This window comes from Streptomyces rubellomurinus (genome assembly GCF_000961885.1).
In the GTDB taxonomy this organism is placed as follows: Bacteria; Actinomycetota; Actinomycetes; order Streptomycetales; family Streptomycetaceae; genus Kitasatospora; species Kitasatospora rubellomurina.
Window position 1 is genome coordinate 1 of the sequence record NZ_JZKH01000116.1, and the last position, 19660, is coordinate 19660.

The following is a 19660-nucleotide window of genomic DNA, read 5'->3' on the forward strand; positions in this document are numbered from 1 at the left end:
GGCACGAGCTCCGTGCGGGCGAGCGTCGAGACGCCGTACGGGCCGACCGGGCCCGGCTAGGCCTGGGCGGAGACGGGGACACCGCCGGGGACCGGCGCGTACTGGGCGGTGCTCGGCCGGGCCGGGGCGCACCGCTGAGGCCTGGATCCCGGTCGGCCGCAGCCCTGCCGGCCGCAACCCTTGTTCGCCGAATCCCTGTTCGTTCGTAGTTTCAGTCCGCCAGGTCGTCCCCGACCTCGCTTCGTGGAAGGACACCCCCGATGAGGGTGCTGCTGCTGGGCGCCGACGGCTTCATCGGCCGCCGGGTCACCGACCGTCTGCTGATGGACCAGGAGTTGCAGGTGACGGTCCTCGGCCGGCGCGACTCGGCCGACATCCGCTTCGACCTGACCACCGGGAGCCCGGGCGCGCTGGCCCGCTTCCTGGACGCGGTCGTGCCGCAGGTGGTGATCAACTGCGCGGGCGCCACCTACGGCAGCTCGCGGACCCTGATCCGGTCGAACACGCTGGCCGTCGCCACCGTCTGCGAGGCGATCCGGCGCAGCCGGGAGCCGGCCCGGCTGGTGCACGTCGGCTCGGCCGCCGAGTACGGGCCGGTGCCCGGCGGTGTGCCGGTCTCCGAGCAGGCCGAGCCGCGCCCGGTCGGCCCGTACGGGGTGTCCAAGCTGGCCGGCACGGAGCTGGTGCTGGCCTCCGGCCTGGACGCGGCGGTGCTGCGGGTGTTCGACGTGGTGGGCCCGGGGGCGCCGACCGCCTCGCTGTTCGGGCGGCTCGCCGAGGGGCTGCGCCGGGCGCTGGAGCGGGACGAGAACCAGGTGCGGATGCCGGACCTGTCCGGATACCGGGATTTCGTGGACGTCCGGGACGTCGCCCGGGCGATCCAGGCGGCCGCGGTCTCGGCCGCCACCGGGGTGATCAACGTCGGCAGCGGGCACGCCGTCCGGGCCCGGGACGCGGCCCAGCTGCTGGTGCGGGCGTCCGGCTTCGAGGGGTCGATCGTCGAGGAGAACCGGCAGGTCCTGCTGCCGGCGCAGACCGGCGGGCCGCACGCCGACCACCTCCCCGGCCACCATCACCACCAGGGCGGCCCGTACCTGCCGGGCCACCGGCCGGAGGGGCCGCGCACGGAGGGCAGGCCCGTCCCGGGGGAGCCGGTGGCGTGGCGGCAGGCGGACGTGCGCACCGCCCGGGACCGTCTCGGATGGCGGACGCAGGTGCCGCTGGAGGAGTCGCTGGGGGACGTCTGGCTGGAGACGGCCTGCCGGGTCTGACCAGGTGCTCCGGAGGGCGTCCCGGGCCTGTCGGCGCAGGCCCGGGGCGCCTTCCGGGGCCGGTCGGCCGGTTCCACGATCCGGCGCGGCCCGTCTCGTCCAGTGGACGGGCTGTCTCGGAATACCGCGTGGGCGTGACACTGTTGGGCTAAGAGCCACCCGCGTGGCGGAGCAACCACCCCGCAGAAGGCCGGCCCCGGCCGCCTGACAAGACACCCATCGGAGTCCCCGTGTCGTTGCCACCCCTGGTCGAGCCGGCCGACGAGCTCACCGTCGACGAGGTCCGCCGGTACTCCCGCCACCTGATCATCCCCGACGTGGGCATGGCCGGGCAGAAGCGGCTGAAGAACGCCAAGGTGCTGTGCGTCGGCGCCGGCGGCCTCGGCTCGCCCGCTCTGATGTACCTGGCCGCCGCCGGCGTCGGCACGCTCGGCATCGTCGAGTTCGACGTGGTCGACGAGTCCAACCTGCAGCGCCAGATCATCCACGGCCAGGCGGACATCGGCCGGTCCAAGGCCGAGTCGGCGCGGGACTCCGTCAAGGAGATCAACCCCTACGTCGACGTGGTGCTGCACGAGGAGCGCCTCGACAACGACAACGTCATGGAGATCTTCTCCGGCTACGACCTGATCGTCGACGGCACCGACAACTTCGCCACCCGCTACCTGGTCAACGACGCCGCGGTGCTGCTCGGCAAGCCGTACGTGTGGGGCTCGATCTACCGCTTCGACGGCCAGGCCAGCGTGTTCTGGGCCGAGCACGGCCCCTGCTACCGCTGCCTCTACCCGGAGGCCCCGCCGCCGGGCATGGTGCCGTCCTGCGCCGAGGGCGGCGTGCTGGGCGTGCTCTGCGCGTCCATCGGCTCGATCCAGGTCAACGAGGCGATCAAGCTGCTCGCCGGCATCGGCGACCCGCTGGTCGGCCGGCTGATGATCTACGACGCCCTGGAGATGAACTACCGCCAGGTGAAGGTCCGCAAGGACCCGAACTGCGCCGTCTGCGGCGAGAACCCGACGGTCACCGAGCTGATCGACTACGAGGCCTTCTGCGGCGTCGTGTCGGAGGAGGCGCAGGCCGCCGCCGCCGGCTCGACGATCACCTCGTCGCAGCTCAAGCAGTGGCAGGACGAGAAGGAGGACATCTACCTCATCGACGTCCGCGAGCCCGGCGAGTACGAGATCGTCAACATCCCCGGCGCGGTGCTGATCCCCAAGAACGAGTTCCTGATGGGCGACGCGCTGGAGAAGCTGCCGCAGGACCGGAAGATCGTGCTGCACTGCAAGTCGGGCGTGCGCTCGGCCGAGGTGCTGGCCGTGGTCAAGGCCGCGGGCTTCGCCAACGCCGTCCACCTCGGCGGCGGCGTGCTCGGCTGGGTCAACCAGATCGAGCCGCACAAGCCGGTCTACTGAGCGGCTGACGTGAAGGGAGGGCCCCGCCGGATCGGCGGGGCCCTCCCTTCGTTCGCTCAGAGCGCGTGGCGGCGCTGCAGCATGTTGTAGGCGATCCAGCCCGGGATCACCGGCAGCCAGAAGGTCAGCGCCCGGTACAGGAACACCGCCGGGGTGGCGACGGCGGGGGACACGTCCGCGACCGTCAGGGCACCGATCAGGGCGACCTCGACCGGGCCGATGCCGCCCGGCGTCGGGATCGCCGAGCCGGCCGCGTTCGCGGTCAGGAAGACCACCGCGACGGCCGAGAAGCTGACGCTGCCGCCGAAGGCCTGCACCGAGAAGTCCAGGCAGGCGGTGAAGGACAGGGTCAGCAGCAGGATGCCGCCGAAGCCGGTGATCAGCTTGCTGGGCGTCTGCATCAGGTCGAGCATGCGCGGCACCACGCCGAAGAACAGCGAGCGCAGCCGGCCCAGCACGAACCGCCGCAGCGGCGCCACCGCCGCCACCACCAGGGCCAGCACGGCGGCCGTCAGCACGCCGATGATCACCGCGCGGGAGGCGGAGAGGTCGCCGTTGGTCTGGCTGCCGGTGATCAGGCCGAAGCTGAACAGCAGCAGCAGGTGCCCGGCCAGGCCGGCCAGCTGGGAGGCGCCGACCGAGGCCACCGCCTGGCCGGGGCGGATGCCGGCCTTCTGCAGGTAGCGGGTGTTGAGCGCGATGCCGCCGATCGCGGCGGGCGCGACCAGCTTCACGAAGGAGCCGGCCAGCTGCGCGGCGACGGTGCGCCGGAACGGCAGCCGCTCGGGCACGAAGCCGGTCAGGCTCATCGCGGCGGCGACGTAGCTGAACGCGGCCGCGAGCAGCGCGGCCGCCGCCCACGCCCAGTTCATCTGGGAGAGCTTCAGCTGGGCCGGCTTGATCGTGGTCAGCGCCAGGTAGGCGGCGAAGGTGAGCGCGATCACCATGATCAGGCTCTTCGGCTTCAGCCGCTCCAGCTTCGCCGGCTCCATCGGCGCCTCGGGGGCGATCTGCAGGATCTGGCCGCGCAGGCGGCTCAGCAGGTCCTCGCCGGCCGCCGCGATGTCCTCCTCGGCCTGCTGCTGGGTGCGCTCCCCGGCCGCGACCTGCTCCAGCGCCCGGGCCCGGGCGGCGGTCTTGCGCTCCTTGGTGAGCCGCGCCAGGTCGACCCGGGTGGAGCGGCTCATCCCGACCGGCTGGAGCAGCGGCAGCGCCTGCGCGACCCGGTCGGCGCCGAGCACCGCGTTGGCGGTGGCGACGGCCCGCTCCGGGCCGATCCGCAGCGCGAAGGTGGTGAGCAGCTGGGCGACGTCGATGCGCAGCGTCAGGTCGGTGGCGGCGATGTCCCCGCCGGACAGGTTGACCAGGTAGGCGTGCTCCTGGTCGGAGACCAGCAGCGACTCGCCGGTCAGTCGGCGGTGCGCGATCCGGCGCTCGTGCAGGGCCGCCACCGAGCGCCACAGCGAGGCCATCACCCGGTCGGTGACCTCCTCCTCGGCCAGCTCGTCGAGGGTGCGGCCGCCGACGTTCTCGTACACCAGGATCGCGGCGTCCGGGCCCAGCTCGGAGGTGGCGACCAGCTGCGGCGCCCGGGCGCCCGAGGCGGCCGCCGCGTACGCGATCAGCGCCTCCTGCTCCAGCGCCTGGCGCAGCGACTGCGGGCTGCGGCGCACCGCCACCGAGCGCAGCCGCAGCCGCCGCCAGGCCCGGTAGAAGAAGCCGGAGGCCTGCTGCTCGCGGTCGATGATGTGGACGTCCAGCGGCGGGCCGTCCTGCTGGGTGACGTGGTAGCGGCGGGTGCCGCCGGGCGCGTCCGGGGCGCGGTGCGCGGCGTCCGGGGTGAAGCCGACCTTGCGCAGGCCGATCATCAGGTGCTGGCCGGTGGGGCGGATGTTCGGCGAGCCGATCGCGTACAGCGTGCCGTAGGCGACGGACCAGCCGATCAGCACGGTGAGCATCAGCGACAGCGGGGTGGTGTAGCCGCCGAGCAGCTCGGTGATGCCGCTGAACAGCACCACCGCCCACAGCGCCACCCGCCAGCGCGGTCTGCTCGACATGCCGACCGCGGTCATGTAGGCGATCACCGGCGCCAGGTAGCCGTGCACCGGGTCGGTGAGGGCGCCGTCGCTGTTCGCGGGCAGCCTGGTCAGCGCGTCCCGGATGTGCTCGGAGGCGCCCTCGGCGACCCACCAGTCGATGCCCAGCGAGACGCCGTACGCGAGCACCGAGGCGAGCACGCCGTCGGCGACCCGCAGGCCGTCGCGTTTGATCAGCCGCTCGACCGCGAAGGACAGCGGCACGGCGAGCACCGCGACGCTGGACAGCAGGCCGGTGATGGTGGACAGCACCGCGGAGAAGTGCGGCGCGTTGTTGTTGATGTCCTGCTCGATGCCGGTGGTGGTCGAGGTGGCGATGCCGGCCAGCACGAAGACGGCGACGATCCCGAGGACCCCGACCAGGAAGCGGATCAGGTCGGACGGGCGGTGCGCGCGGGCGGCGAGCAGCGGCTCGTCGACGTCCAGGTGCGGAGCGTCGTCCAGCGGGTCGTGGTACTCGGGCGGCGGGGCCGCGGCCCCGGGCCCGGCCTGTCCGGGCGCCTCGGCCTGTCCGGGGGCCTCGGCCTCCGCGGCCTCCGCGGCCTCTTCGGGCCGCTCGGCCGGTTCGGATCGCTCGGTCTGCTCGGCGGCGGGCGGTGCGGGGGTCTTGATCGTCGAGTCCTTGATCAGGGAGACTTCCGGCACGGCCCCGGCCCCCGGCCGGCCCCCGCCCGGCTCCTCGGGAGCCGGGTGTTGCGGGGGTACGGCGGAGGCGGACTCGTCGGAGCCCTTCTCCACGCCCACGTCAGCCGTCCCGGTCATCTGGTCTTGTTGTCCTCGTATCACCACTCACCGCCCCGGAAGATGGTGGCATGTCCCGCGCCCCCGTGCTGGACAGGGGCCGGATCGGGCGCGGCGGATCGTTCGGGCCGGGCCCCGGCGCCACCCGGGTGCGGAAGAATGCCGCAGGTGACGGACGTAACAGAGGACGGCCCGGCGGGCGAGCTGCCCCGCTTCGCCGAACTGGTGCTCGACCTGACCGAGCGGATTCCACCCGGCCGAGTGATGACCTACGGCGACGTCGCCGAATACCTCGGCCAGGGCGGCCCCCGACAGGTCGGCCGGGTGATGGCCCTGTACGGCGGCCCGGTGCCCTGGTGGCGGGTGATCCGCGCGGACGGCCGCCTGCTGCCCGGCCACGAACAGCGCGCCCTCGCCCGCTACCGCGCCGAAGGCACCCCGCTGCGCGAGCGGACCGACCCGCCCCGGGTCGACCTGCGCCGGGCCCGCTGGGACGGGCGGCCGACTTCCGCGAAACCCCCGCACGGACGGGAATGACGGGGCAGGATCGTAGGCTCGATGTGGGCGGGCCCCCGGCGGGCCCGCCCCGGCCATGCCCCTCTGCTCCACCCCAGGAAGCCCGTGACCTCCCCCTACCGGCTCGTGCGCAGCCCGCTCGCCCAGCCCGACCCGCCCGTGCTGGACGAGTACCAGCGCGCCGTCGTCGAGCACCGCGGCGGCCCGCTGCTCGTCCTCGCCGGGCCGGGCACCGGCAAGACCACCACCCTCGTCGAAGCCGTCGCCCGCCGCATCGAACACGGCACCGACCCCGAGCGGATCCTCGTCCTCACCTTCAGCCGCAGGGCCGCCATGGAGCTGCGCGACCGGATGTCCGGCCGCCTCGGCACCGCCGCCGCCCCGCAGGCCACCACCTTCCACTCCTTCTGCTACGCCCTCCTGCGCGCCCACCAGGACCCGCAGGACTACGCCGAACCCCTGCGGCTGCTCTCCGGCCCCGAGCAGGACGTCATGGTCCGCGAACTCCTCGCCGGCGGCGCCGAGGACGCCCGCCTCGGCAGTTCACGGATCTCCTGGCCGCTCGACCTGCGCGCCTGCCTCACCACCCGCGGCTTCGCCGACGAAGTCCGCGCCGTCCTCGCCCGCAGCCGCGAACTCGGCCTCGGAGAAGCCGAACTGGAACGCTTCGCGCACGGCGTCCAACGCCCCGACTGGGCCGCCGCCGCCCACTTCCTCGCCGACTACCTCGACGTCCTCGACCTGCGCGGCGTCCTCGACTACGCCGAACTCGTCCACCGCGCCGTCCTGCTCGCCGAACGCCCCGAGATCGGCGAACAACTGCGCCGGCGCTACGACGTCGTCTTCGTCGACGAGTACCAGGACACCGACCCCAGCCAGGTCCGGCTGCTGCGCCGCCTCGCCGGCGGCGGACACGACCTCGTCGCGGTCGGCGACCCCGACCAGTCCATCTACGCCTTCCGCGGCGCCGACATCAACGGCATCCTCGACTTCCCGCAGACCTTCCGCCGCGCCGACGGCAGCCCCGCCGACGTCCAGGTGCTGCGCGTCTCCCGCCGCTCCGGCGCCGTCCTGCTCGCCGCCTCCCGCGAACTCGCCCGCCGGATGCCGATGGGCCGCCTGCCCGCCGACAAACTCGCCCAGCACCGCGCCCTGCTCCCCTCCCGCGAAGGCGGCCGGGTCGAGGTCTACACCTACCCCACCCCCGGCGCCGAACTCGACTCGATCGCCGACCTGCTGCGCCGCGCCCACCTCGAGGACGGCGTCCCCTGGGGCGAGATGGCCGTCCTGGTCCGGGCCGGCGCCCGCTCCATCCCCGGCGTACGGCGGGCCCTCGGCGCGGCCGGCGTCCCGCTGGAGATCGACGGCGACGACCTGCCGCTGCGCGAGGAACCCGCCGTCGCCCAGCTGCTGCTCGCCCTGCGCACCTGCGCCGAGCTCGCCGCCCGCGACAAGCACGGCGACCCGGACGCCCCCGACCCGCTCACCACCGACACCGCCCACGCCCTGCTCACCGGCCCGCTCGGCGGCCTCGACGGCTCCGACCTGCGACACCTCGGCCGCGCCCTGCGCGAGGAGGAACGCGCCGCCCTGCGCGCCGAAGGCCGCCCCGGCACCGCCCCGCGCCCCGCCGACGAACTCGTCCGCGAAGCCCTCGCCGAACCCGAACGCCTCGTCGCCCTCGACCCCGCCACCGCCCGACCCTCCTACGCCCGCAGGGCCCGCGACCTCGGCACCCTGCTGCGCAAGGTCCGCGAACAGCTCGCCGGCGGCTGCACCGCCGAGGAAGCGCTCTGGGAACTGTGGGACGGCAGCCGCCGCTGGCGCGAACGCCTCGAACGCGCCGCCCTGCGCGGCGGCGCCGCCGGCCGCAACGCCGACCGCGACCTCGACGCCCTGTGCGCCCTGTTCGAGACCGCCGCCCGCGCCGAGGAACAGGTCACCGGTCACCGCAGCGCCCTCGACCTGCTCGCCGAACTCGAAGCCCAGGACATCGCCGCCGACACCCTCACCGTCCGCGCCGTGCGCCCCGAAGCCGTCCGGCTGATGACCGCCCACCGCTCCAAGGGCCTCGAATGGCGCCTGGTCGTCGTCGCCGGCGTCCAGGACGGCCTCTGGCCCGACCTGCGCCGCCGCGGCTCCCTGCTCGAAGCCGACCGGATCGGCCGCGACGGCCTCGCCGAACCGCTCTCCCCGGCCGCCCTCCTCGGCGAGGAACGCCGCCTCTTCTACGTCGCCGCCACCCGCGCCAAGGAACGCCTCGTCGTCACCGCCGTCAAGGCTCCCGCCGACGACGGCGACGAACCCTCCCGCTTCCTGCGCGAGCTCTACCGCGAGGACGTCGACCCCAGGACCGGCAAGGTGGTGCGCCGCACCCCGCCCGTCACCGTCGAGGACGTCACCCACCGCCCCCGCCGCCCGCTGTCCGTCGCCGCCCTGGTCGCCGAACTGCGGGCCGTCACCGTCGACCCCGCGCGCTCGCCCGAACTGCGCCGCGCCGCCGCCGAACGCCTCGCCACCCTCGCCGCCGCCACCGACGACGACGGCCTGCCGCTCGTCCCCGCCGCCCACCCCGACCGCTGGTGGGGCCTGGACGACCCGACCGCCGCCCCCGAACCGCTGCGCAGCCCCGACCTGCCCGTCCGGCTCTCCGGCAGCGGCCTCGAACAGCTGGAGAACTGCTCGCTGCAGTGGTTCCTCGACAAGGAGGTCGGGGCCCGCGCCGCCGGCAGCGCCGCCCAGGGCTTCGGCAACGTCGTCCACGCCCTCGCCGACGAGGTCGGCTCCGGCCGCACCCCCGCCGACCTCGCCGTCCTCATGGAACGCCTCGACACCGTCTGGGACGCCCTCGCCTTCGACGCCCCCTGGAAGTCCCGGCAGGAGAAGACCGAGGCCCGCGCCGCCCTGGAACGCTTCCTCAACTGGCACGTCCTCGAACGCGGCCGCGACGTCGTCGCCACCGAGCACGGCTTCGACGTCACCCTCGACACCGGCGGCGTCTCGGTGCGCATCCGCGGCTCCATGGACCGGGTCGAGAAGGACCAGGCCGGGCGCGCCTACGTCGTCGACTTCAAGACCGGCAAGCAGATCCCCACCGACAAGTCGCTGCCCGAGCACAAGCAGCTCGCCGTCTACCAGCTCGCCGTCCGCGCCGGCGCCCTCAACGACCTGCCCGGCTTCACCGAACGGCCCCCCGCCACCGGCGGCGCCGAACTCGTCCACCTGCGCGAGGCCGCCGCCAAGGCCGCCCCCGACGCCCCCAAGGTGCAGCGCCAGGACCCGCCCGAGGGCGACCCGTGGATCGAGAACCTGCTCGCCGAGGCCGCCGGGAAGGTCCTCGCCGAACGCTTCGTCCCGCAGACCGGCGGCGGCTGCGACCGCTGCGCCTTCCGCCGCAGCTGCTCCGCCCAGCGCGACGGCGCGCAGCTCGTCGAGTAGCGGGGGTCACCTCGGGCGGGCGCCCGGGTTGTCGGCCCGGCCCGTTACGGTTGCGGGGTGACCGCCGTGCTCAGCCATCCCGACCAGCTCAAGGACCTGCTCGGGATCCCGTTCAACCGGGAGCAGATGGCGGCCATCGGCGCCCCCCTCGCACCGGCCGTCATCGTCGCCGGCGCCGGCTCCGGCAAGACCACCGTCATGGCCGCCCGGGTCGTCTGGCTGGTCGGCTCCGGCGCCGTACGGCCCGAAGAGGTCCTCGGCCTCACCTTCACCAACAAGGCCGCCGCCGAACTCGCCGAACGCGTCCGCACCGCCCTCCTGCGGGCCGGCATCACCGACCGGGACGGCGCCGAACCGCTCGGCGACCCCGAGATCTCCACCTACCACGCCTTCGCCGGCCGCCTCCTCAAGGAACACGGCCTGCGCATCGGCATCGAACCCGACACCCGCCTGCTCGCCGACGCCACCCGCTTCCAGCTCGCCGCCAAGGTCCTGCGCACCGCCCGCGGCCCCTTCCCCGCCCTCACCGGCACCTTCGCCAACCTCGTCGCCGACCTCACCGCCCTCGACGGCGAACTCGCCGAACACCTCGTCGAGCCCGCCGCCCTGCGCGCCTTCGACGAGGACCTGCTCGACACCCTCGCCACCGTCAAGCTCACCAACGACGACCTGCGCGCCGTCCCCGCCACCGCCCGCGCCCGCCTCGAACTGCTGCGCCTCGTCGAGGACTACCGGCACCGCAAGCAGGCCGCCGGGCTGATGGACTTCGGCGACCAGATAGCCGCCGCCGCCCGCCTCGCCCAGCAGCGCCCCGAAGTCGGCGAACTCCTGCGCGGCCAGTTCAAGGTCGTCCTCCTCGACGAGTACCAGGACACCTCCGTCGCCCAGCGCCTCATGCTCGCCGGCCTCTTCGGCGCCGCCCGCGACGGCACGAGCGCCGGACACCCGGTCACCGCGGTCGGCGACCCCTGCCAGGCCATCTACGGCTGGCGCGGCGCCTCCGTCGCCAACCTCGACGACTTCCCCCGCCACTTCCCGCAGGCCGACGGCACCCCCGCCGACCGCTACGCGCTCAGCGAGAACCGCCGCAGCGGCGGCCGGCTGCTCGCCTTCGCCAACGAACTCGCCGCCCCGCTGCGGCAGATGCACGAGGGCGTCGAGGCGCTGCGCCCGGCCCCCGGCGCCGAACACGACGGCCACGTGCGGGCCGCGCTGCTGGACACCCACGCCGAGGAGGTCGACTGGCTCGCCGACTCGATCGCCCACCTGGTGCGCACCGGCACCGCGCCCGGCCGGATCGCCGTGCTGTGCCGGGGCGGCGCGGCCTTCCCCGACATCCACGCCGCGCTCGTCGCCCGCGAGGTGCCCGTCGAGGTGGTCGGCCTCGGCGGACTGCTCCAACTGCCCGAGGTGGCCGACCTGGTGGCCGTCTGCGAGGTGCTGCAGGACCCGACCGCCAACGCCGCCCTGGTGCGCCTGCTGATCGGCCCGCGCTGGCGGATCGGCCCGCGTGACCTCGCGCTGCTCGGCCGCCGCGCCGCCGACCTGGTGCGCGGCGCCCGGCCCGAGGGCGTCGAGGCGCTGGCCGCCGCCGTCGCCGAGGCCGACCCGACCGAGGTGGTCTCGCTGGCCGACGCGGTGGAGACCTTCGTCGAAGCCGACCAGCCGGACGAGCTGCCGTTCTCCGCCGAGGCCCGGGTGCGCTTCGCCCGGCTCGCCCGGGAGCTGCGCGAGCTGCGCCGCTCGCTCGCCGACCCGCTGATGGACGTGCTGCACCGGGTGCTGGCCGTCACCGGCCTGGAGGTCGAACTCGCCGCCTCCCCGCAGGCGCTGGCCGCCCGGCGCCGGGAGACCCTGCACGCCTTCCTGGACGTCGCCGCCTCCTTCGCCGACCTGGACGGCGATCCGGGCCTGAGCGCCTTCCTCGGCTTCCTGCGCGCCGCCCAGGAGTACGAGCGCGGCCTGGACAGCAGCCTGCCCGGCGGCGAGGACACCGTGAAGGTGCTCACCGCGCACAAGTCCAAGGGCCTGGAGTGGGACGTGGTGGCCGTCCCCGGCCTGGTGAAGGGCGCGTTCCCGTCCGGCAGCCCGCGCGAACGCTGGACCAGCACCAAGCGCGTGCTCCCGCACGCCCTGCGCGGCGACGCCGCCACCCTGCCCGACGTGCGCGGCGGGTGGAACGGCAAGGCGATGACGGCGTTCCGGAAGGAACTGGCCGAGCACTCGGCGACCGAGGAACTGCGCCTGGGCTACGTCGCGTTCACCCGCCCCCGCGCGCTGCTGCTGGCCTCCGGGCACTGGTGGGGGCCGAGCCAGAAGACCGTCCGCGGGCCGTCCGCGTTCCTGGAACTGCTGCGCGAGCACTGCGAGCGGCCCGGCGGCGGCGAGGTCGAGCACTGGGCGCCGCAGCCGGAGCCGGGCGCGGCGAACCCGGCGCTGGCCGCCGCCGTCGAACGGCCCTGGCCGCTGCCGCTGGACCCGGCCGCCCAGCACGCCCGCCGCCGGGTCGCCGAGGTGGTGCGCGCCCGCCTCGCGGGCGGGCCGGCACCCGAGCCCGAGCCGATGGCCGTCGAGGACCAGCGCCAGGTCGCCTCCTGGGACCGCGATCTGACCGCGCTGCTGGGCGAGTTGGAGCGCTCCCGGCGCACCGCCCGCGAGGTGCCGCTGCCCGCCGCGCTGTCCGCCACCCAGCTGATGCGGCTGGCCGCCGACCCGGACGGCTTCGCCCGCGACCTGGCCCGCCCGATGCCCCGCCCCCCGCAGCCCGCCGCCCGGCGCGGCACCCGCTTCCACGCCTGGGTGCAGTCCCGGATCGAGCCGCTGCTGCTGGTCGGGCCCGGCGCGCTGCCCGGCGCCGACGACGACGGCATCGAGGACGAGCAGGACCTGGAACGGCTCAAGGAGGCGTTCCTGCGCACCGAGTACGCGCAGCGCAAGCCGTACCGGGTCGAGGCGCCGTTCCAGCTGGTGCTGGCGGGGAGGGTGGTGCGCGGCCGGATCGACGCGGTCTACCGGGACGGTGACGGGATGTCGGAATCCGGTGGTGCGTCACGCTACGAAGTGGTGGACTGGAAGACGCACCGCGAGGAGACCGCCGACCCGCTGCAGCTCGCGGTCTACCGGCTCGCCTGGGCCGAGCAGACGGGCGTCGATCCCGAGCAGGTCACGGCGTCGTTCCTGTACGTCCGCAGCGGACGGATCGTCCGCCCGACAGGACTTCCCGACCGAAAAGAGTTGGAACGGCTCCTGATCGGGAACAGTGAAGAATGAGTCACTCAGAGCATCCAAGTCATCACGGCAGCGCCCGAAACCTGTGCGTCATGCACGTTTCGTGCCTATTGTGGGGTCGGTAACCGGTCAACCCCCGAGCTCCGGCCGCCGGCGAGGCCCGCCTCACCTAACCCTCAGTCATCACCGCAGGTGCCAGCGGCATCCGCGTCTTCTGCTGGAGAGACCGAAGTTGAGCGCGACCGGATGGATCAGAGAGCGGTTCACCGGGCCGACCCCGGGCCCCGCACCCGGCACGACCGGCACCTGGCCGCGGACGGCACTCGTGCTGCCGCTCGTCGGCATGGCGCTGATCGTCCTCCTCGACTACGTCAGCGGCACCGAGGTCACGGTCGAACCGGCCCTCACCGCCGTGCCCGCGCTGGCCGCCGTGGTCAGCCGCCGCACCTGGTACCCGCTCGCCATCGGCCTGTGCACCGAGGCGGCGGCCTTCCTGATGGCCATCCGCGGCGACGCGCTCGGCCAGTCCGTGCACGTCGCCAGCGTCTTCGCGATCCTGCTCGTCGCCACCATCGGCTGGGTCAGCGCCACCCTGCGGCTGCGCCAGGAACGCGCCCTGGCCGACGCCCAACTGGTCGCCTCGATCGCCCGCCGGGTACTGCTGCGACCCGTCCCCGAACGGGTCGGCACCGTGCGCGCCGCCGTCCACTACGAGGCCGCCGCCGCACACGCCCGCATCGGCGGCGACCTGTACGAGGTCGTCAACACCCGGCACGGCGTACGGGCCGTCGTCGGCGACGTGCGCGGCAAGGGCCTCGGCGCCGTCGAGACCGCCGCCGCCGTGCTCGGCGCCTTCCGCGAGGCCGCCCACCAGGAACCCGCCCTCGACCGGGTGGCCGGCTGGCTGGCCGTCAGCCTCGACCGCGCCCTGCACGAGAACGACCACCCCGGCGTCGAGGAGGAGTTCGTCACCCTGGTCCTCATCGGCGTCACCCCGGACGGCGCCGCCGAGATCGTCAACTGCGGCCACCCCGCCCCGCTGCTGCTGCGCGGCGCCGACGTCCACCCGCTCGAACTCGCCGACACCGTACCGCCGCTGGGCGTCCTCGACCCGGCCGACGTCCGCCCGCCGGTGCACCGGATCGCCCTGCGCGGCGGCGACCGGGTGCTGCTGTTCACCGACGGCGTGATCGAGGCCCGCGACCGCACCGGCGCCTTCTACCCGCTCGCCGAACGCCTCCCGCGCTGCGCCGCCGAGCGCCCCGCCGACGTCCTGGAACGGCTGCACGAGGACGTGGTGCGCCACGTCGGCCGCCAGCTCGGCGACGACGCCGCGATGCTGCTCCTGCAGTACGAGTCGGCGCCCGGCCCCGAACTGCCCCACCAGGGCGGCGTCCTGGCCCGCAGCCAGGCCCCCCTCTAGAGCGACACCCGCACCAGCAGCGGCCGGTGGTCCGACACCGCCGACCGCGGCGCCGCCGCCGGGCCCACCGCGGCCCGCGGCACCCCCACCGCCAGCACGTGGTCGAACTGCACCGCCGGCCGGTGCGAAGGGTAGGTGGGGGTGCGCGCCAGGTCGTACCAGCCCTGCAGCCGGGGCCGCGGCCCGCGCGCCCGCCGCCGGCGCGCCGCCCCGGACAGCTGCGGCCGCGCCCGGCCGGCCGCCCTCAGCTCCCGCACCCGCACCCGCGGCGACGTCCGCTCCAGCACCGTCGCCCCGCCCAGCACCGTGCGCGGCACCGCCCCGACCAGATTGAAGTCCCCCAGCACCAGGTACGGCTGCGGCAGGTCCGCGATCCAGCGCCGGATGCCGGCCAGCTGCGCCATGTTCCAGCCCGGGACGAACGACAGGTGCGCGGCGACGACGGTGAACGGCCCGCGCCCGCCCTCCAGCACCGCGGCCAGCGCCACCCGCGGCTCGTCCGGCACCGGCGTCAGCCCGCGCCGGCCGGCCACCCGCAGCGGCAGCCCGAACGGCGCCGGGGCGAAGCGCCGGGCCCGCCAGTGCCGCACCGGCAGCCGGGTCAGCAGCGCCGTCCCGTACGAGGGCGGGGCGCCGTCGCCGACCTCGCCGGGCCCGTAGACCCGCAGGCCGTTCGGGGCGGACGGCTCCGGCAGCCAGCCGGCCACCGGCGCCGGGCGGCCGTGCAGGGCGGCGGCGAAGCGCCAGTCGCCCGCGCCCATCGCCGCGGCCGCCACCGCCGCCTGGTCGGTGCCGCCGGAGCGGGCCTGGTGGCGGTCCACCTCCTGCAGCGCCAGCACGTCGGCGTCCAGCGCGGCGACCGCCTCGGCCAGCGGGGCGCCGGGGTCGGCCGGATAGGGCCGCGGGGCGCCGTCCGGGGCGAGCGGCTGACCGTGCAACAGGTTGAAGGTGGCGATGCGCAACTGGCTCACACCGCGACGTTACCCGCTCGCCCGGCGGCGCGGCGCGGCTTGAGGCCGCAGGGCATACCGGGTATACATACCGAGTATGTCCATCCGTCACGGTCTGCTCGCCCTGCTCGACCAGGGCCCGCGCTACGGCTACCAACTGCGCACCGAATTCGAGGCGCGCACCGGCTCCACCTGGCCGCTCAACGTCGGGCAGGTCTACACCACCCTCGCCCGGCTGGAACGCGACGGCCTCGTCGAACCCGCCGGCGAGGACGGCGAGGGCCACCAGTTCTACGCCGCCACCGACGCCGGCCGCGCCGAACTGCGCGCCTGGTTCGACACCCCCGTGCCCCGCACCAACCCGCCGCGCGACGAACTGGCGATCAAGCTCGCCATGGCCGTCACCGTCCCCGGAGTCGACGTCTCCGCCGTCGTCCAGGGCCAGCGCCGCCACAGCATCAAGGCCCTGCAGGACTACACCCGGCTCAAGGGCCGCGCCCTCGCCGGCGAAGCCGCCGCAGACGGCCCCGCCACCGGCAACGACCTCGCCTGGCTCCTCGTCCTCGACCAGCTGATCTTCCAGACCGAGGCCGAGATCCGCTGGCTCGACCACTGCGAGACCCGGCTCGCCCAGCAGGCCGAACTCCTGCAGGCCCGCGCCGCCCGGGCCGCCCGCGACGGCGCCGCCGAACCCGGCGCGCCGTCCGGCAAGGCCCGCAAGGCCGCCAAGGCCGTCAGCGCCGTCAGTGCCGTCAGCGCCGTCAAGGGGCTGCGCCGCACCCGCGGCTGAGCGCCCCGCCGCCTCGCCACCGCCGCACCACCGCCGCACCACCGGGCCCGGCGCCGCCGCCGGGCCCCGCAGCCAGCACGACCCGTACGACCGTACGACCCGTACGACAAGAGGGGGGAAACGTGTCCCGCATCGAAGAAGGCCGGCCCACGCCGGTGCTGCACCTGGAGAACGTCAGCCGCGTCCACGGCCAGGGAGCCGCCGAGGTCCACGCCCTGCGCGGCGTCGACCTCAAGGTCCACCCCGGCGAGTTCGTCGCCGTCATGGGCCCCTCCGGCTCCGGAAAGTCGACCCTGCTCACCCTCGCCGGAGGCCTCGACACCCCGACCGACGGCCAGGTCCTCGTCGAAGGCGTCGCCCTCGGCGGCCTCGGCCGCAAGAAGCTCGCCCAGGTCCGCCGCCGCTCGGTCGGCTACGTCTTCCAGGACTACAACCTCATCCCGGCGCTCACCGCCGCCGAGAACGTCTCCCTGCCCCGCGAACTCGACGGCCTCTCCACCCGCGCCGCCCGCCGCGAAGCCGTCGCCGCCCTCACCGAGGTCGGCATCCCCGAACTCGCCGACCGCTACCCCGACGACATGTCCGGCGGCCAGCAGCAGCGCGTCGCCATCGCCCGCGCCCTCATCGGCGACCGCCGCCTCGTCCTCGCCGACGAACCCACCGGCGCCCTCGACTCCACCACCGGCGAAGCCGTCCTCGCCGTCCTGCGCGCCCGCTGCGACGCCGGCGCCGCCGCCATGATGGTCACCCACGAGGCCCGGCACGCCGCCTGGGCCGACCGCGTCGTCTTCCTGCGCGACGGCCGGATGGTCGACGAAACCGCCAGCCAGGACGCCGCCAGCCTCCTCGTCACCGCCGCCACCAACAGCAAGCAGGGGGACCGGTGAAGCCCGGCGCCTGGCGCCTCGCCCTGCGCATCGCCCGCCGCGACGCCCTGCGCGCCAAGGGCCGCAGCGCCCTTGTCATCGCCATGGTCGCCCTGCCCGTCCTCGGCGTCACCGGCGCCGACGTCTTCTACCGCAGCGGCGAACTCACCCCCGTCGAACACGTCGAGCGCACCATCGGCCAGGCCGACGCCGAACTCCACATGGTCCAGCGCGGCATGACCGTCCTGCAGGCACCCGACCCCGACAAGGGCTTCAGCCTGCCCTCCACCCCGGGCCACACCGCAGACGGCCAGGCACCCGCCCCCCTCACCCCCGCCCAGCAGCGCAGCCGCGACACCGAACCGGCCGAACTGGCCCGGCAGTTGCTGCCCGCCGGCACCACCTTCGTCCCCGAAGCGGACGGCCCCTACGGCGCCGCCACCAGCACCCAGGGCCTGCTCAGCACCCACACCTCCGAGAAGGACCTCACCGACCCCGTCTGGCGCGGGCACCTCACCGTCGTCGACGGCCGCGCCCCCACCGCCGACGGCGAAATCGCCGCCACCAGCGAATTCCTGCGACGCTCCGGCCTCAAGCTCGGCGACCGCACCGGCCTGCGCGGCCTCGACCGGCAGTTCACCATCACCGCCGAAGCCGAATACCCCGGCGAACTCGGCGCCACCGAGATCATCGCCCGCCCCGGCGCCCTGATCGCCCCGCTCGCCCGGGCCACCGGCGCCGACACCAAACCCGCCCTCCGCGACACCACCACCACCGCGCGGTGGCTCGTCAAACTCCCCGCCGGCGCCACCCTCGACTGGCACAAGGTCCTCGAACTCAACGACCACGGCTTCACCGCCACCTCCCGCGCCGTCCTGCTCGACCCGCCCGCCCGCGCCGACGTCCCCTACTACACCGAGATCGACCGGCGCGCCGGCAGCCAGCCGTCCTTCTTCAACCGCACCCCCGTCGTCATCCTCGGCACCGTCGTCGGCATGGCCCTGCTGGAGATCGTGCTCCTCGCGGGCCCCGCCTTCGCCGTCGGTGCCAGGCGCTCCCGGCGGCAACTCGGCCTGCTCGCCGCCGCCGGCGGTGACCGCGCCAACGTCCGCGGCGTCGTCCTCGGCGGCGGCATCGTCCTCGGCCTCACCGGCGCCGCCGTCGGCATCGCCCTCGGCGTCGGCCTCGTCGCCCTGCTGCGCGACCACGCCGAGGACTACGCCGGATCCCGCTTCGGCCACTTCAACGTCCAACCGCTCGACCTGCTCGGCATCCTGCTCGTCGGCCTCGTCACCGGCCTGCTCGCCGCCGTCGTCCCGGCCGTCCAGGCCTCCCGCCAGGACGTCGTCTCCGCGCTCACCAGCCGCGACACCGTCAAACCCGCCAGCCGCAAACTCGCCGTCCTCGGCCTGCTGATGGTCGCCGGCGGCGCCGCCCTCGCCCTGCTCGGCACCGCCGGCGGCGCCAACACCGGCTCCGCCGTCCCCGGCATCGGCGGCAGCGCCAACCGCAGCTTCGCCGTCCTCGGCGGCTCCGCCCTCGCCGAACTCGGCATGGTCGTCCTCACCCCCTTCCTCGTCGGCCTGTTCGGCAAGCTCGGCCGCTGGCTCACCCTCGGCCCCCGGCTCGCCCTGCGCGACTCCGTCCGCCACCGCGGCCGCACCGCGCCCGCCGTCGCCGCCGTCATGGCCGCCGTCGCCGGATCCGTCGCCGTCAGCGTCTACCTCGCCAGCTACGACGAGCAGAGCCGCCGCGAGTACGTCGCCGCCGGCCCCTCCAACGCCGTCATGCTCGGCGGCGGCTGGATCTCCACCGCGGACCGCACCGCCCTCCCGCAGATGCGCGACGCCGTCGAACACTCCATCCCCGACCTCGGCCGGCGCTCCGACATCCGGCGCGTCGACTACAAGGGCAACTGCTCGGACGGCGGCACCTGCGGCTACATCCAGGTCAAACTGCCCAAGGACCAGCGCTGCCCCGTCTTCGAGATGCGCGGCAAGGCCGACCCCGCCGAGATCGACCGCATCCTCGCAGCCGACAGCCGCTGCCACTCCACCCAACGCCGCGGCAGCCACTACGGCGACCTCACCGCCGGCGACGCCACCCTGCTGCACAACCTCTACGGCGTCACCGACCCCGCCGCCGGCCAGGCCCTCGCCGCCGGCAAGGCCGTCGTCTTCGACCCCCGCTACCTCGGCAAGGACGGCAAGGTCGCCATCGAACTCGAGGAACCCTTCCAGTCCACCCCCGCCGGCACCCCGGCCACCCGGCCCGACCCCGTCGAACTGCTCGTCGACGCCGTCGTCGCGCCCTCCGCCATGCCCGCCCAGGGCCAGGCCGTCATCAGCGCCGACACCGCCACCCGGCTCGGCCTCACCACCAGCGACGCCGGCTCCGTCTGGCTGCCCGCCACCGCCCCCGGCGACGGCGCCGAACAGAAGACCACCGCCGCCCTCGCCAAACTCACCGAACACGACCAGCTCACCATCGAACGCGGCTACCAGTCCAGGGCCGGCCTCGTCAGCATCGGACTCGAGGTCTTCGCCGCGATCGTCGCCCTCGGAGCCGCCGGCATCGCCACCGGCCTCGCCGCCGCCGACTCCCAACGCGACCTCACCACCCTCGCCGCCATCGGCGCCGAACCCCGCATCCGCCGCACCCTCTCCGGCTTCCAGTGCGGAGTCATCGCCGCCATGGGCACCCTGCTCGGCGTGGTCTGCGGCCTCGTCCCCGCCGTCGCCCTGCGCAAACTCGGCTCCCGGCCCGACTTCCCCGGCATGAGCCCCGAGGAACTCGCCAACCGGTCGATCGTGGTCCTGCCCTGGCTCACCATCGGGCTCACCGTCGTGGTGCTGCCGCTCCTCGCGGCCGGCCTCGCCACCCTGCTCACCCGCTCGCGGATCACCCTGCTGCGCCGCTCCGGCTGACCCCC

At 74.8% G+C, this 19660-nt stretch carries 11 protein-coding genes; 9 read left to right on the plus strand and 2 right to left on the minus strand.

The window, feature by feature from the left end:
• The first annotated feature begins 260 nt into the window (after nucleotides 1-260).
• Nucleotides 261-1271 (plus strand): NAD-dependent epimerase/dehydratase family protein, encoded by a 1011-nt coding sequence (locus tag VM95_RS33800; protein WP_045704233.1) that lies wholly within the window; start codon nucleotides 261-263, stop codon nucleotides 1269-1271.
• 230 nt (nucleotides 1272-1501) lie between these two features.
• Nucleotides 1502-2680, plus strand: a complete 1179-nt coding sequence (moeZ, locus tag VM95_RS33805; protein WP_045704236.1) for an adenylyltransferase/sulfurtransferase MoeZ — start codon at nucleotides 1502-1504, stop codon at nucleotides 2678-2680.
• 56 nt (nucleotides 2681-2736) lie between these two features.
• Here the strand turns inward: moeZ and VM95_RS33810 are convergent, their stop codons facing one another.
• Complete coding sequence (locus tag VM95_RS33810; protein ID WP_244179051.1) at nucleotides 2737-5538, minus strand: lysylphosphatidylglycerol synthase transmembrane domain-containing protein; 2802 nt, start codon at nucleotides 5536-5538, stop codon at nucleotides 2737-2739.
• A 138-nt stretch (nucleotides 5539-5676) separates the two neighbouring features.
• Here VM95_RS33810 and VM95_RS33815 point away from each other — a divergent pair, with 138 nt between their 5' ends.
• The 4 genes from VM95_RS33815 (at nucleotide 5677) to VM95_RS33830 (ending at nucleotide 14122) form a co-directional block, all read left to right on the plus strand.
• On the plus strand, nucleotides 5677-6054 hold the full coding sequence (locus VM95_RS33815; protein ID WP_045704238.1) for an MGMT family protein: 378 nt from the start codon (nucleotides 5677-5679) through the stop codon (nucleotides 6052-6054).
• A gap of 21 nt (nucleotides 6055-6075) precedes the next feature.
• Complete coding sequence (locus VM95_RS33820) at nucleotides 6076-9471, plus strand: ATP-dependent helicase (protein ID WP_052707737.1); 3396 nt, start codon at nucleotides 6076-6078, stop codon at nucleotides 9469-9471.
• 57 nt (nucleotides 9472-9528) lie between these two features.
• Nucleotides 9529-12741 carry an ATP-dependent helicase gene (locus VM95_RS33825; RefSeq protein WP_045704240.1) on the plus strand — a complete coding sequence of 1071 codons (3213 nt, stop codon included), beginning with the start codon at nucleotides 9529-9531 and terminating at the stop codon, nucleotides 12739-12741.
• Nucleotides 12742-12931: 190 nt separating this feature from the next.
• The gene (locus VM95_RS33830; RefSeq protein ID WP_052707738.1) at nucleotides 12932-14122 is read left to right on the plus strand and encodes a PP2C family protein-serine/threonine phosphatase; all 1191 of its coding nucleotides are present in this window, start codon (nucleotides 12932-12934) and stop codon (nucleotides 14120-14122) included.
• On the opposite strand, the gene VM95_RS33835 is transcribed toward VM95_RS33830, so the two are convergent.
• On the minus strand, nucleotides 14119-15093 hold the full coding sequence (locus VM95_RS33835) for an endonuclease/exonuclease/phosphatase family protein (protein WP_063773601.1): 975 nt from the start codon (nucleotides 15091-15093) through the stop codon (nucleotides 14119-14121). The genes VM95_RS33830 and VM95_RS33835 overlap by 4 nt on opposite strands.
• A 76-nt stretch (nucleotides 15094-15169) precedes the next feature.
• Between VM95_RS33835 and VM95_RS33840 the strand changes: the two genes are divergently transcribed.
• The 3 genes from VM95_RS33840 to VM95_RS33850 all read left to right on the plus strand — a co-directional run bounded on the left by VM95_RS33840 (nucleotide 15170) and on the right by VM95_RS33850 (nucleotide 19655).
• The gene (locus tag VM95_RS33840) at nucleotides 15170-15862 is read left to right on the plus strand and encodes a PadR family transcriptional regulator (RefSeq protein WP_045704242.1); all 693 of its coding nucleotides are present in this window, start codon (nucleotides 15170-15172) and stop codon (nucleotides 15860-15862) included.
• Nucleotides 15863-15984: 122 nt separating this feature from the next.
• Nucleotides 15985-16749, plus strand: a complete 765-nt coding sequence (locus VM95_RS33845) for an ABC transporter ATP-binding protein (protein WP_244179053.1) — start codon at nucleotides 15985-15987, stop codon at nucleotides 16747-16749.
• Nucleotides 16746-19655, plus strand: a complete 2910-nt coding sequence (locus tag VM95_RS33850; RefSeq protein ID WP_045704244.1) for an ABC transporter permease — start codon at nucleotides 16746-16748, stop codon at nucleotides 19653-19655. Before VM95_RS33845 ends, VM95_RS33850 begins: the two co-directional genes overlap by 4 nt.
• The last annotated feature ends 5 nt before the right edge of the window (nucleotides 19656-19660 follow it).

Excerpts from the sequence above, each read along its gene's own strand:
- VM95_RS33800 (WP_045704233.1), top strand. The coding sequence starts at position 261 with ATGAGGGTGCTGCTGCTGGGCGCCGACGGCTTCATCGGCCGCCGGGTC.
- VM95_RS33810 (WP_244179051.1), bottom strand. The coding sequence starts at position 5,538 with ATGACCGGGACGGCTGACGTGGGCGTGGAGAAGGGCTCCGACGAGTCC.
- VM95_RS33815 (WP_045704238.1), top strand. The coding sequence starts at position 5,677 with ATGCCGCAGGTGACGGACGTAACAGAGGACGGCCCGGCGGGCGAGCTG.
- VM95_RS33820 (WP_052707737.1), top strand. The coding sequence starts at position 6,076 with ATGTGGGCGGGCCCCCGGCGGGCCCGCCCCGGCCATGCCCCTCTGCTC.
- VM95_RS33840 (WP_045704242.1), top strand. The coding sequence starts at position 15,170 with ATGTCCATCCGTCACGGTCTGCTCGCCCTGCTCGACCAGGGCCCGCGC.